Source organism: Bradyrhizobium sp. USDA 4541, assembly GCF_024171085.1.
GTDB classification, from domain to species: Bacteria; Pseudomonadota; Alphaproteobacteria; order Rhizobiales; family Xanthobacteraceae; genus Bradyrhizobium; species Bradyrhizobium australafricanum.
Window position 1 is genome coordinate 404,253 of the sequence record NZ_JALJZF010000001.1, and the last position, 13,087, is coordinate 417,339.

Sequence of the window (13,087 nt, forward strand, 5' to 3'; positions counted from 1 at the left end):
GACGCGCGGCACGCTCCGTCAGGCGAAGGTGCCGATCGTGATCCGCGGCCAGCCGTCGTTTTTCCGAGCGGCGGCAAGCCTGGCCGTCCAGGCATCGATCAGGCTTGCGATGAGCAGGCGGCCGGTGCCGCGCATGTCGGGCAGTTTCATGGTCGGCGTGCCGAGCGTGAGCGCGACCACGCCGTGGGTCGCCGCCAGCAGCGCGGTCGCGAGCCGCTGCGGCAGGCCAGGCGCCGGCTCGGCGCCATGTGCCGCCAGAAATTCCCGCACCGAGATCACGAACAATTCGTAGCTGCGGCGCGCGATCTCGGTCTCGCCGAAATAGACGCCGTCGGGAAAACGGCGGTCCTCGGTCGTACCGGACATCGAGAACAGTGAGCGGAAGTGATCGGGATTGTCGGCCCAGTAATCGAGATAGGTTTCCATCACGCGCCGCAGCCGCAGATCGCTGTCGGCCGTCTCCGCGCGGACCCGCTCGAGGCGTTCGGCGACCGCCTCGAGATTCTGCTGCTTCACCGCGAGCAGCAGCAGCAGCTTGGTCGGGTAATATTTGAGAACGGTGCCCTTCGAGTAGCCGATCGCGTCGGCGATCTTCTGGATCGATACGGTCTCGAGCGTGCCGGCGGCGAACTCCCTGCGCGCGGTCTTAAGGATCAGCGCCTTCAGCGCCTCCTTGTCGGCCTCCTGGCGCGCCCTGCGCTGAAAGCGCCGTGCGTCTTTGGCTCGCTCCACGATCGACATCCCCATCTGCCTCGCGCCTCCATGCCGCGCACCCGCCCCGATGGCAACCCCGCCCTTGCAATATGCAAGTTAATTGACTATGGTCAATTAACTCATGACAAGACGGGAGGATCCGATGAGCAGCCAAGCGAGCTCCCTTGCAGGCGAAATGGCCCGCAGCGATTTCGATCCGTTCAGCGCGGCGACGCGGGCCGATCCCTACGGCACCTATGCGGAGCTGCGTGCCGCGGCGCCGGTCATCCGCCTGACCAGTTATGACATCTGGGCGGTGCCGCGCTTTGCCGAGGTCAAGACGATCTTTGGGGACCATGTCAATTTCAGCAACGCCGGCGGCGCGGGACTTGCGAACCACTTCAAGGAGAAGCCGTGGCGGCCGCCGAGCATCGTGCTGGAAGCCGATCCGCCGCTGCACACCCGAACCCGCGCGGTGCTGGCGCGGATCCTCTCGCCCGGTGCGATGCGGCGGCTTGCAGATGATTTCAAGTCAACGGCGACGCGGCTGATCGACGGGCTGGTCGAGCGCGGATCGTTTGACGCCATCAAGGACATCGCGGAGGTGTTTCCGGTCAGCGTGTTTCCCGACGCGCTCGGCATCGACCAGGAGGGGCGCGAGAACTTCCTGACCTATGGCGCGATGGTGTTCGCCGGCTTCGGGCCCGAGAACGATTATTTTCGCGCGTTGATGAAAGAGGCGCCGCGCGTGCTGCCCTGGGTCGCGGCGCGCTGCCAGCGCGAGGCGCTGCGCCCGGGCAGCTTTGGCGCGCAGGTCTATGAGGCGGCCGACGCCGGCGAGATCAGCGCGGAGGAAGCTCCGCTGCTGGTGCGTTCGCTGCTCTCGGCCGGGCTCGACACCACGATCAGCGCGATCGGCATGGCGCTGTACACGCTTGCGCGCCATCCCGAGCAATGGTCGCTGCTTGCAGCCGATCCGTCGTTGTCGCGCGCGGCATTCGACGAGACGCTGCGCTTCGATTCACCGGCGCCATTCGTGTTCCGCACCACGCCGCATGACACCGAGATCGCCGGCGTCAGGATCGGCAAGCACGAGAAGGTGCTGCTGCTGCTCGCCTCCGCCAACCGCGACGAGACGCGCTGGGAGCATGCCGACCAATTCGACGTCAGACGGCGGCTCTCCGGACACATGGGCTTCGGCGTCGGCATCCACGGCTGCGTCGGGCAGATGGTGGCGCGGCTGGAAGCCGAGGCCGTGATCACAGCGCTCGCCAGCCGCGTCAAACGGCTCGAGATCGCAGGCCCCACAGCCTTCCGCGACAGCTCGGGCCTGCGGGCGCTCAGCACAATGCCGGTCCGCGTGACGCCGAAGTAACGTCGCTATCGAAGGCTCAAAAAAAGCCGGCGTACCTTTCGGCACGCCGGTCTGGATTTTGCTCCCTTGCGTAAATTCAGATCATGCCGATGCCGCGCGCGGCGTGCGGTTGCGCGAGTTGCGCTGGAAGAACAGCGCCTGGCTCGCCACCGCCGACACCATCGCCGGCTGGAACGGCTTTGAGATCAGGAATGCCGGCTCCGGCCGCTCGCCGGTCAGGAAGCGCTCGGGATAGGCGGTGATGAACACCACCGGCACCTCGAAGGTCCGCAGCAACTCGTTCACGGCATCGAGGCCCGACGAGCCATCGGCGAGCTGGATATCGGCGAGGATCAGGCCGGGCTTCTTGTTCTTGGCGAGCGCCACGGCGTCGGAATGCGTGCGGGCAACGCCGATGACGTTGTGACCGAGATTCTTCACCAGGCTCTCGAGGTCCATGGCGATGAAGGTCTCGTCCTCAATGATCAGGACGTCGGTGGCGATCTCGGCGGCCATCTCGCGGCCGGCGGCATCGGTGAGCTTGCGCGTCTCGGCGATATCGGTGCCGAGAATGTAGCCGACCTCCTCCTCCGAGAAGCCCTCGAGCGACAGCAGCAGGAAGGCCTGGCGAGGCAGCGGCGTGATGTTGGACAGCCGACGCTCCGGCGGCAGCGACAGCGTCGCCACGTCGGCATTTTCGTTGTTGTTCACCGACACCGAATTCCAGATCTGGGTGAACAGCCGAAACAGGCCGGCGCGCGGCCCGTGGGTCTGATCCAGCAACGATCCATCCTGCAACAGGGCCTCGAGCATGGCCCCGACATAGGCGTCCCCCGACGCCTGATTTCCGGTCAGTGCGCGAGCGTAACGGCGCAACAGCGGAAGGTGTTCGGCAACGATCTGCGATCGGGACATTCCCACTCCATCCTTGTTCGTGAGGCCTGGCGGCCTGAAACCCATTGTCTGGGGGCGGCAGAATCCAGTTCTGGGACGACCCCGGTTCCCCTGCATCGCCGACTACGCGCGAAAGCCGAAAAAGTTCCACGAAATAGTTCCAGCATTCCGGAACTTTCTGCGCAACTTTGCATTAGCTCCAGACCGACGAGGCAACGCGGCCAGCCTCTTTTTTCGAGGAAACGACTTGGAAATCAGAGACTTAACTCCCGGGGAAGCGTGGATCACATCATGAAGGAAGTAAAGAAGCAGGGCGGTCTCAACGCCGAGATTCAATCGAGAATCGGCCACCAGCTTCGCGCCATGTACGATGACGTGGTGCGACAGGGCGTACCCGACCGCTTTGCGGAGCTGATCCGCAAACTCGACGGGCCGGAGGCTGCGGCGGCGGCCGTCGCCGGGGGCGATACCGACAAGAACAATGGAGGGGACTAATGCCTCTCACGAATGAACTTCGCGACGATATCCTTGCGTCGGTCCCGAGCCTGCGCGCGTTCGCGATCTCGCTGTCCGGTAATGGTGACCGCGCCGACGATCTGGTGCAGGAGACCCTGCTGCGCGCGATCGCCAACATCGACTCGTTCCAGCCCGGCTCGAACCTCCCCGCGTGGCTGTTCACCATCCTGCGCAACCTGTTTCGCTCCGACTACCGGAAGCGGCGGCGCGAGGTCGAGGATGCCGAGGGCAATTATGCCAAGACGCTGAAGAGCCAGCCTTCGCAGGCGGCGCATCTGGAATTCGAGGAATTCCGCGCCGCGCTTGAAAAGCTGCCGCAGGACCAGCGCGAGGCGCTGATTTTGGTCGGCGCGTCCGGCTTCTCCTACGAGGATGCCGCGGCAATCTGCGGCTGCGCGGTCGGCACCATCAAGAGCCGCGTCAACCGCGCGCGATCGAAGCTCTCCGCGCTGCTCTATGTCGACAGCGCCGAGGATTTCGGCCCCGACAACACCGTGCGTGCCGTGATCGGCGGCAATGGCGGCTAAGCGCGACCACGGCGATAAATGAGAAAAGGCGGCCCGCGGGCCGCCTTTTTTCATGTTGGCCTGCAAGGCCACGCTCAGCGCGCCGTCAGCTGGCCATCGCCTTGACGGACGCCGGCTTGAAGCCGTTTCTCAATTCGAGGATCTTGGCTGCGATTTCGGTCACCGGGACCGGGTGACTGAATAGGAAGCCCTGCGCCTCGTTGCAGCCTTCGGCCCGCATATGATCCAGCTGCTCGACGGTCTCGATGCCCTCCGCGATCGTGGTCATGCCGAGGCTTCTGCCGAGGCTGATGACGGCGCGGACGATCGACTTCGATCCATGCGTCGCGGTCGCATCGCGCACGAAGGATTTGTCGATCTTGAGCTTGTCGAACGGGAAGCTGCGCAGATAGCTCAGCGACGAATAGCCGGTGCCGAAATCATCCAGCGCGATGCGCACTCCCTGCGCCTTCAGCTTGTGCAGCGTTGCGAGCGTCTCGTTGCTGTTCGCTAGGAACACGGACTCGGTGATTTCGAGCTCCAGCCGGCGCGGCGACAATTTTGACGTCGCGAGCGCGCCGACGACGACGTCGGTGAAGTCGGCATCGCGAAACTGGACCGCGGATACGTTGACCGCGAGCTTCATCTCGCTGGGCCAGGTCGTCGCCTGTTCGCAGGCGCGATTGAGCACCCATTCTCCCAGCGGGCCGATCAGGCCGATCTCTTCCGCGATCGGGATGAACTGGTCCGGCGGCACCAGCCCGCGCTTGGGGTGATGCCAGCGCAGCAGCGCCTCGAAGCCGCAGATGCGGTCGAGATGGAGATCGTAGAGCGGCTGGTAGAACAACGAGAACTCGTCCTTGACCATCGCCTCGCGAAGGTCGAGCTCGATCGCCCGACGCCGCTGCAGGCTGGCGTCCATCGCAGGCTCGAAGAAGCGCCAGGTGCCGCGGCCTTCCATCTTGGCGCGGTACAAGGCGACGTCGGCGTTCTTCAGCAGCTTCTCGCCGGTGGTGCCGTCGCCCGGCGACATCGAGATGCCGACGCTGCATCCGACGACGACGCGATGCCCGTTCAGCTCGTACGGCGCACCCACGCATTCCACGATGCGGCGCGCGAGGCGTTCGGCCTCGTCGCCGCCCTGAACACCGCACTGGATGACCGCGAACTCGTCGCCGCCCAAACGCGCGACGGTGTCGACCTCACGGACGCAGGCGTTGAGCCGGTCCGCGACCGCGCACAGCAGTTCGTCGCCGACCGGATGCCCGAGCGTGTCGTTGACCTGCTTGAAGTTATCGAGATCGAGGCAGAACACCGCGAAGCCGAGTCCGCGGCCGACCTGCGCAACCGCCAGCTCGATCCGCTCGGCCAGCAACGTCCGGTTCGGCAGCTTGGTCAGGGCATCGTGCCGGGCCATGAACGCGATCTGCGATTCCGCCCGTTGCTGTTCGGTGACGTCCTCGCAGGTGACGAGCCAGCCGCCATCGGATGTCGGCCGTTGCGCGATCGCAATGATCCGTCCATCGCTGAGATGCTGCAGATAATTGCCGTCGTGCAGGGCCATCGAGCGCTCGCGCTCCGCCAGCAGGTCGGTGACGGTCCGCTCGCCGTGATTGCCCGCGGCGATGCTCAGGTCGAGCACCTCCTCCATGGTCATTCCGGGAACGACAAGCTCCGGCGATATATCGAAGATCTCGCAGAACCGGCGGTTGGCGACTTGCAGCCGCGCCTCGCTGTTATAGAGGCACAATCCTTGCGACATGTGCGTGAGCGCCGCGTCGAGCCGCAGATTGGTTTCATGCAGCTCGGCCTTCTGCTGCTTCAGCGCGGAGATGTCGCTGTAGACGAGGACGACGCCGCCCTCCTGCGTCTCGCTGCGGCTGACGCGCAGCCAGCGTCCATCCGCAAGCTGCGCCTCGCTCGCAAAGCCATCGATGTCACCGTCGGCAGGCGCCAGCCTGGCGGCATCGAGCGGATTCGACTGCAGGAGCTGCGGCGAGAGACGGATGAATTCACTCGCGCGCGAGTTGGCCAGCGCGACCTGGCCATCCGCGTCGAGCAGCACGACGCCCTCACGCGACGTTTCGAGCGCATCGGAAAGCCGTGCCTGCGCCGAGCGGCGTTGCGATACTTCTTGATTGACCATCCGCCGGATGTTGTCGCGCATCGTTTCCATTGCGGTCAGAAGCGTGCCAAGCTCGTCGGTCCCGCCCTTGGGGATGGTCGCGTCGAGGTCGCCGCCGGCGATGCTTCGCGCGGCCCGCGATGCGATCGCGACCGGCCCGATAATGCGGCGCGCCAGCAGCCACGAAAACAGCGCCGACAGAAACAGCGCGACGGTCAGCCCGGCCACGTTGAGCTGCAGGTCCCGCTTGATCGTCGAGAGCGCCTTTTGCCTGAACAGGAAGCCATCGCCGGCCGTATAATTGACCAGCAGCTCGACCTGCTGACTGACAATCTTGGAGTAGCGATCGACATCGCCGACCGTCGCACCCGGTGCGCGCGGATCGGCCGCCGCGCTGCCCTCCGTGGACGATCCGATCGCGCGCCGGTGCAGCGCCATCCAGGCGTCGGCGGCTTCCTGAACCTTAGCGGCGGCTTGCGCAGCGCGCGAGGATTGCGACCGATCGGCAGCAATCGCCAGGTCTTCCGAGAGCGTCTTCGCGAGCTTTTCAATCTGGCCATCGAGATTGGCGCGAATCTCCGGATCCGTGGTCAGCAGGCGTTGCGACGAGGCGACCCGCATCGCGGCGAAATCCGCACCGGCCGCGCGTGCATAGTTGATCGACATAAGGGATTCGTCGAACGTCTTGGCCACCAGATCGCCGGCATGGCGGATGCCGAGGATGGAGTACCCGCCGAGGGCGACCGCAACGGCGCTCATCGCAAGGCAAAAAATCAGAATCTGGCTGCGGATCGAACCCTTGGTCAGGGCAAGACGCGAAAGGCGGACGGTTGCGAACCGAAAGGCCGCACCGCTCTTTACCTTGAGGTTGCCAAATAGGCTGTCCATGCCCGCGTTTCGCCGTAGTGCTCGATACTCAAGCTACGCAGAAACGCGCAGCACTGCGGAAAATAACTGTCTGCTCAAAATTGCTTTAGTAGTGACTGGAACTCATGCTGAAATCGTTAAGATCAGCTGGCGATAATCACCCTTACAGGTGATCCGGGAGCCACATTTGCAGCCCGGGATAGCCGATATTTGGTGTTCGAGGTTCAGCGGGGGTCTCATGCAGTCAGGCTTGTTGCGCGCCCTGCGCCTGGGCCAGTTCGGCCGCCTGCCGTTTGCGGCGGCGATCGTCACTGGAGCGCTTATTGGAGCAGCTTTGGGCGCAGCCCCTTATGTCATTTCGCAGAAGGATCGTGAATTCAAACCCGCGCAGATCTCGATCAAGCGGGGTGAGGTTTTACGGTTCGTTAACGATGACGGCGAACTGCTGCATCACGCTTATTTGAGCACTGATACGTTCAGTTTCGACTCGGGTGACCAGCAGCCGGGCAGCAAGTTCGACGTCACTTTCTCGGTGCCCGGCGACTACACCGTGCTGTGCGGCATTCACCCGAAGATGAAGCTTGCCGTCCACGTCGCCAAATAGCCGCCCCAGGCGGCGGCGATCTACAGGACCGACGTCTTGAAGATCGCAGCGTGGCCGAAATAATAGACAAACAAGGTCACCGACAGCGCGGCACAGAGCGCGACGGGGGCGAGCCACGGCGCACGACGGTCGCGCGACAACACCTTGTTGTCGGCGACAATCGCTAGCAGGACAGCGATGATTGCCGAGTGTCCGATCGTGTCGATCTTGCCGAATTCGAAGCACGCGCTGATGAACATCCCCGTCAGCACGGTTGCGGCGCAGCGCCGGATCAGCGGCGTCCAGATCAAGGCAAAGGCAAGCGTGAATTCCACCATGCCGGCGGCGCGCATGTAGAACTCGTTGTCGAAGCCCAGCGTCATCGCGGAATGCTCGATCAGCAGCGGGAAGCTCCATTCCGGATAGGCCCATTTTTCGACCGAGGCCCACATCAACGTCACCGCGGCGGCGTAGCGCATCACGTCGATCGGCCGGATTCCGAACAAATCCTTGTTCAGCCCAACCAGTGCAAAATAGGCGGCAACACCAAGAAAGATCGGGTAATCGGCGAGGTGAAAGAGACCGTAGTCGCGCACGCCGATCCCGAACAGAACCACCATCCCCGCCGCCGACAGCGGCAGCGTGCGTCGTGACAGCATCCCGGCAGCGATCGCAAGCTGCAGCGCGCCGACATACGGCGACGTCGTCTTCAACTCGGGCGTCAGCAGGATGCCGCCCACGGCCCAGATCGAGATGAAGAAGAACCCGCACACGGCGCGCATCATCAATTCGGTGCGCAGCCGCAGCCCCTCGGTGACGCGGTCCATCACCCGGATCGTGGCGTCACCCAGCGAGGTGGGCTCGATCAGGCAACCCGCAAACAGCCAGAAGATGGCGACACCGAGCAGCAGTTCGAAATCCAGGCAAAGGACATTCTCGAGTCCGCGGGGCTGGCCGGCGACATCGTAGGCACAAAACCATTTGACATGTGCCTCGGCACTGCGCGCGGCGACGACACAAAACAGAACCGCTGCAAGGCACGTGGCGAAAAAGGAGCGCACCGCCGAGACGGTATCTCGCGCCCATCCACTAAACATTGAACCAACCGCCCACACACTTTAAGGACTTGTTTAACTTATATCAAATTTTAAGCTTTGCGCCTGCCGGGACATCCCGTGGTTGCATTGTGGTTAATCGTGGCGGGCGGGCCCCCGGCCTGTCCCTTAGTGCAGTCTTTACAGCCGGTTGCCTCAAATTTTAGCTAATTCCGGCACGGGAGCTCAATTCAACTGTCGTAGTGAAATCCGGACAAATCGGATCGGGAGGCCGGTACAGTGTTCGGAGCGTTGAGCGTCGTAAGTATCGGGGTGGGGTCGGCCCTCGCCTATGTGACAAGATCGTCCGCTGCGCGCACAGCGACCCTCGAGACCTGCGCGGGCGCATTCGTGATCGTGGGGCTCGGCCTCCTGGGCGCGGCGCTGCCGCACCTGTCCTGAAACGAACCTCGTTCTGAACCGCGTTGAGCCGAGGTCAGCGCGGCAGTTTGGGGACGCCTGCCACCGGCGGGGCCGTCGCGGTCAGGGTTTGCAGGAAGGCGATAAGGTCGTTCTTCTCGTCTGCCGTCAGGGACAGCGGCTTGATGTCGGGCGATCGGCTCGGCCGATCGATCCCACCCTTGTTGTAAAGCTCGATGACATCTTCCAGCGTTGCCACCGATCCGTCGTGCATATAGGGCGCGCGGCGCGCGACGTCGCGCAATGTCGGCGTCTTGAACGCATATTTCAGCTTCGCCGAGGTCGGAAAGAAACGGCCGCGCCCGATGTCATGGCCCTTGGCGGTGCCGATATCCTGGAAGGATCCGTCGGAAAACGACGGGCCGCTGTGGCAAGCCGAGCAACGTGCTTTGCCGTTGAAAAGCTCAAAGCCGTGCTGGGCTGATTTGCTGATGGCGGTGTCGTCGCCCTTGATCCAACGGTCGAACGGAGCCTCGCCTGCGACGATGGAGCGCTCGAAGGTCGCCAATGACGCCTCGATCCTCGGCCGCGTGATCGCGCCGTCTCCGAATGCGTGGGCGAAGGCATCGACATAGCCGGGGATCGCCGAAAGTCGCGCAATCAATTCCGGCTCGGTCATGTTCAGGTTCGCCGGACTGAGGATCGGCCCGAACGCAACGGATTCCAGATCCCTGAACTTGCCGTCCCATCCCAGCGGCTCGAAGAAGGCCACATCGATCAATGTCGGCGAGCGGATCGGCAGGCCCTTGGGATCCTCACCGATGGCGCGCGGAAGGCCATCGGCCCATGAAAGGGATGGCCTGTGGCAACTCGCGCAGGAGTGTGTCTTTGACCTCGACAGCAGCGGATCGAAGAACAGCAGTTGCCCAAGCGCGGCTTTCGCCTCCGAATAGGGATTGCTGCTCGGGAACGGAACGACGTCCGGCCTCCGATAGCTGGCACGGATTGTCGCAGGGTCGCCGGGCGGCGCTGCCGGAGTCAAGGCAAGCGACAGCCCTACCGGCAAAACTGCCGCGAGCAAGGTCAGGCTGACCCAAAGCCTCATCGGGGTCCTCAGACGGTATCCTGCTCGGTATATGCCCAAGCATGTTCAACGAAGTTTTAACAATCGGTTGCGGTCTATTACTGATAGTGGGCATTGGTCACGATGACGCCGGCGCATGCTTGCGCGCGTGATTTCGATCAATCCGCGCGTCGATCCGATCACACAACCTGAGGCAGTCGCTACTTCTTCACCGGGCGCAGCGGCGCGGAGAACTGCTCGGTGCGGTCGCGCTCGGTCATGTCGACGACGGTGTCCATCGGCGCGGTCAGTTCATAGACATAGGAGACGTCGGTGAAATAGCGCTTCGCGGTGCCGCCGAGCGCCTCGGGCGCGACGCGGTCGAGCAGGATCAGGCCGAAATCACTGTCGGCTCGCCGCGTCGCCTGGCTGGTGTTGAACTCTTCCCAGCGGAAATGAAAGACCGAGTCCGCATCCTCGCCGACGACCTCCCAATTGGCGACGATGTGCGGGTGCTTGCCGACCAGCGACAGCCCTTCGTCGGAATGCGAGGCGAGCTCGAAGAACAGCAGCGACAGCGATTGGGCGGCGCGGGCGCTGACCGTGATGTCGGGACCGTTCACCGCGATCCGGTCGGCATGCGGGATCGCGCGCGATTCGAACAGGCCCTTCAGCTTGACGCCCTGCCACTGGCTCTCGCTGAGCAGCGTGACGACGTTCGACATCGCGTGGATGCGCCCGATCAAGAGCTCGCGCGCGACATCGATATCGGCGCCGTGCCGCAGCGTGCGGGTCACGATCGACTGGATCACCGCGAGGATGTTCTTGACGCGATGGTTGAGCTCGTCGATCACGGCGGTCAACCGGCGCTCGAATCCGATGCGGACCTCGATCTCGCGGCTGAGGCGCAAATTGTTATAGGCGACATAGCCGAACAGGCCGCAGACGATGCCGGTCAGCGCGAGGCCGATCGCCGCGACGATGGTCGCGGTCTGCTGCGCACGCACCGTGGCGTTGCTCTTGGCGTAATAGTCGAGCGACCAGTCACGGCCGCCGAACGTCACCGTGCGCACCATCGACGGCAGCGGGCCGTCCTGGCGCACCGCGCGCGAGGTGACGATGCCCTGCTCGTTGGCGGTGAACTCGTCGTTGGAGTCGCGCGGATCCTTCAACGCCACCGCGAACAGCGAGCTATCGTCGTTGGTCAGCATCAGCGACGACAGCTCATAGGAGAAGGTGATGAAGCCGGCCGGCTCGGATGCGCCCTCCTGGAACACCGGCGCGGCGAGCACGACGCCGACCGGGCCGTTCTGCCGCAACAGCGGCACCGGGTCGGAGGCTACCGGCTTGGCGTTGGCCATCGCCCGCGCCAGCATCGGGCCCACCACCGAGTGGCGGTCGAAGGCGCGGCCCGGAATGCTCAAGGTCTCCGGATTGCGCGGCTCGACGTCCATCAGCACGTTGATCGGCTTGTCGAGCGCCTTGAGGTCGAGCGCCTGGTCGTCGAAATCCCGGATGGTCGGATTGGTGAAGCCGTTGGCCTTCAGCTCGGCCTCCGCCGCGGCGAGCTCGTCCGGCTTGAGCCGCGCGATCCAGGCGGCGACGACGAAATCGGTCTTGAAGGCGTAGATCGCCGAGCGCAGCGGCTGCAGCATGTTGGCCTTCACCATCGACGGCGCCCGGAACAGCCCGGAGGCGACCCGCGCCAGCAGCTCGCGCTCGGTCAGGCGGTCCTGCACCAGGCTGGCATGGACGTCGATCGCCCGCGCCAGCGCGATGCCGTCGATCGCGAGCTCCTGATCGTGCACCCGATAGGCGGCAAGACCGGAGAGCAGAACTCCGATCAGCGCAATCAAGGCAACGATGAAGCCCAGTCGAACCACACGCTTACTCGGCAATCAGGGGGTGGCGAAAGGGGACGGAAGTCATCTGGCTTCTGCAAGGGCGGCGACAAATCGGGATGCGATGAAGGCCCGCCGCAAAGGAATATGGAATAGCGATCATCGGTCCGCAACAGGAGCCGGTCGGCAGCATTAACGACGACGCCACCCGGCGGTCTTTGGCGGCGCCAAAGGTTGCTAATCGGCAAAGTTGGAAATTGTTCCGGCGATTGCGCAGCTTTTTTGCGGCGGCCAGCGACATCCAGCCAAGTGCCTCACCGTCATCCTGCAGCGCGTCTCGAAGGATGAACGGCCCACCGGTGGCCGTTTATCCTTCGAGGCTCGCTCTGCTCGCGCCTCCAGCGATAAAGGCGAAGCCTTTGCGCGGGGATGACGGGATAAGGGTTCGCACCGCCACAATGATTAACGCCTAACCCGCCTTGACCTTGCCCTGCGACCGAAGGCCGCCCTTGGTCTCGATGAAGCTGATGATGCGATCGAGGCCGTCGCTCTTCTTCAGGTTGGTCATCACGAAGGGCCGCTCGCCGCGCATCCGCCTGGCGTCGGTGTCCATCTTCTCGAGTGACGCACCGACATGGGGTGCGAGATCGATCTTGTTGATCACCAGGAGGTCGGATCGCGTGATGCCGGGGCCGCCCTTGGAGGGGATCTTGTCGCCGGCGGCAACGTCGATGACGTAGATCGTCAGATCGGCCAATTCCGGCGAGAAGGTCGCCGCCAGATTGTCGCCGCCGGATTCGATCAGCACCAGATCGAGGTCGGGGAATTTTGCCCGCATGTCGGCAACCGCGGCGAGATTCATCGAAGCGTCCTCGCGGATCGCAGTATGCGGACAGCCGCCGGTCTCGACACCGGCGATGCGGTCCGGCGTCAGCGAACCGGAGCGCACCAGAAACTCGGCATCCCATTTGGTGTAGATGTCGTTGGTGATCGCGGCGATGTCGTAGCGCTCGCGCATCGACTTGCAGAGCAGGTCCATCAGCGCGGTCTTGCCGGAGCCGACCGGGCCGCCGACGCCGACACGAAGTGGGCCGTGGGAAGTGGGCATATCAACAAGTCCCTCTATTGTCGTCCCGGCGAAAGCCGGGACCCATACCGCGTGATCCCTCAACCGGGTCCAGTGGCCGACAC

Annotated in this window: 11 protein-coding genes; 4 read left to right on the plus strand and 7 right to left on the minus strand. The window is 63.9% G+C overall.

Going from position 1 to position 13,087, the window contains the following annotated elements; translation table 11 throughout:
* Positions 1-18: 18 nt before the first annotated feature.
* On the minus strand, positions 19-741 hold the full coding sequence (locus J2R80_RS01985; RefSeq protein WP_244558665.1) for a TetR/AcrR family transcriptional regulator: 723 nt from the start codon (positions 739-741) through the stop codon (positions 19-21).
* A gap of 115 nt (positions 742-856) precedes the next feature.
* On the opposite strand from J2R80_RS01985, the gene J2R80_RS01990 reads away from it, so the two are divergent.
* Positions 857-2,068 (plus strand): cytochrome P450, encoded by a 1,212-nt coding sequence (locus tag J2R80_RS01990; RefSeq protein WP_141342494.1) that lies wholly within the window; start codon positions 857-859, stop codon positions 2,066-2,068.
* Between the two features lie 81 nt (positions 2,069-2,149).
* Here the strand turns inward: J2R80_RS01990 and J2R80_RS01995 are convergent, their stop codons facing one another.
* On the minus strand, positions 2,150-2,962 hold the full coding sequence (locus tag J2R80_RS01995; protein WP_057016134.1) for a response regulator: 813 nt from the start codon (positions 2,960-2,962) through the stop codon (positions 2,150-2,152).
* Positions 2,963-3,232: 270 nt separating this feature from the next.
* Here J2R80_RS01995 and J2R80_RS02000 point away from each other — a divergent pair, with 270 nt between their 5' ends.
* Both J2R80_RS02000 and J2R80_RS02005 read left to right on the plus strand, forming a co-directional pair.
* Entirely contained in the window at positions 3,233-3,436 is a 204-nt protein-coding gene (locus tag J2R80_RS02000; protein WP_018269610.1) for a NepR family anti-sigma factor, read from the plus strand.
* Entirely contained in the window at positions 3,436-3,984 is a 549-nt protein-coding gene (locus J2R80_RS02005) for a sigma-70 family RNA polymerase sigma factor (protein WP_016847265.1), read from the plus strand. Before J2R80_RS02000 ends, J2R80_RS02005 begins: the two co-directional genes overlap by 1 nt.
* Before the next feature lie 85 nt (positions 3,985-4,069).
* Here the strand turns inward: J2R80_RS02005 and J2R80_RS02010 are convergent, their stop codons facing one another.
* On the minus strand, positions 4,070-6,976 hold the full coding sequence (locus J2R80_RS02010; RefSeq protein ID WP_141342493.1) for an EAL domain-containing protein: 2,907 nt from the start codon (positions 6,974-6,976) through the stop codon (positions 4,070-4,072).
* A 217-nt stretch (positions 6,977-7,193) separates the two neighbouring features.
* On the opposite strand from J2R80_RS02010, the gene J2R80_RS02015 reads away from it, so the two are divergent.
* Complete coding sequence (locus J2R80_RS02015; RefSeq protein WP_076824951.1) at positions 7,194-7,559, plus strand: methylamine utilization protein; 366 nt, start codon at positions 7,194-7,196, stop codon at positions 7,557-7,559.
* Between the two features lie 20 nt (positions 7,560-7,579).
* On the opposite strand, the gene J2R80_RS02020 is transcribed toward J2R80_RS02015, so the two are convergent.
* From J2R80_RS02020 to ureG, 4 genes are all read right to left on the minus strand, one after another.
* Positions 7,580-8,563 (minus strand): hypothetical protein, encoded by a 984-nt coding sequence (locus J2R80_RS02020; RefSeq protein ID WP_076824949.1) that lies wholly within the window; start codon positions 8,561-8,563, stop codon positions 7,580-7,582.
* A 505-nt stretch (positions 8,564-9,068) separates the two neighbouring features.
* On the minus strand, positions 9,069-10,097 hold the full coding sequence (locus J2R80_RS02025; RefSeq protein WP_076824906.1) for a cytochrome-c peroxidase: 1,029 nt from the start codon (positions 10,095-10,097) through the stop codon (positions 9,069-9,071).
* Between the two features lie 179 nt (positions 10,098-10,276).
* Positions 10,277-11,938: an HWE histidine kinase domain-containing protein gene (locus J2R80_RS02030; protein WP_050387210.1), complete on the minus strand. Its 1,662-nt coding sequence runs from the start codon at positions 11,936-11,938 to the stop codon at positions 10,277-10,279.
* Positions 11,939-12,365: 427 nt separating this feature from the next.
* Positions 12,366-13,004 (minus strand): urease accessory protein UreG, encoded by a 639-nt coding sequence (gene ureG, locus J2R80_RS02035; RefSeq protein WP_028334695.1) that lies wholly within the window; start codon positions 13,002-13,004, stop codon positions 12,366-12,368.
* Positions 13,005-13,087 lie beyond the last annotated feature (83 nt).

Bases quoted from the DNA above. Each gene is read 5' to 3' on its own strand.
- J2R80_RS02025 (WP_076824906.1), bottom strand. From the start codon at position 10,097: ATGAGGCTTTGGGTCAGCCTGACCTTGCTCGCGGCAGTTTTGCCGGTA.
- J2R80_RS02005 (WP_016847265.1), top strand. From the start codon at position 3,436: ATGCCTCTCACGAATGAACTTCGCGACGATATCCTTGCGTCGGTCCCG.
- J2R80_RS02010 (WP_141342493.1), bottom strand. From the start codon at position 6,976: ATGGACAGCCTATTTGGCAACCTCAAGGTAAAGAGCGGTGCGGCCTTT.
- J2R80_RS02015 (WP_076824951.1), top strand. From the start codon at position 7,194: ATGCAGTCAGGCTTGTTGCGCGCCCTGCGCCTGGGCCAGTTCGGCCGC.
- J2R80_RS02000 (WP_018269610.1), top strand. From the start codon at position 3,233: ATGAAGGAAGTAAAGAAGCAGGGCGGTCTCAACGCCGAGATTCAATCG.
- ureG (WP_028334695.1), bottom strand. From the start codon at position 13,004: ATGCCCACTTCCCACGGCCCACTTCGTGTCGGCGTCGGCGGCCCGGTC.
- J2R80_RS01995 (WP_057016134.1), bottom strand. From the start codon at position 2,962: ATGTCCCGATCGCAGATCGTTGCCGAACACCTTCCGCTGTTGCGCCGT.
- J2R80_RS01990 (WP_141342494.1), top strand. From the start codon at position 857: ATGAGCAGCCAAGCGAGCTCCCTTGCAGGCGAAATGGCCCGCAGCGAT.
- J2R80_RS01985 (WP_244558665.1), bottom strand. From the start codon at position 741: ATGTCGATCGTGGAGCGAGCCAAAGACGCACGGCGCTTTCAGCGCAGG.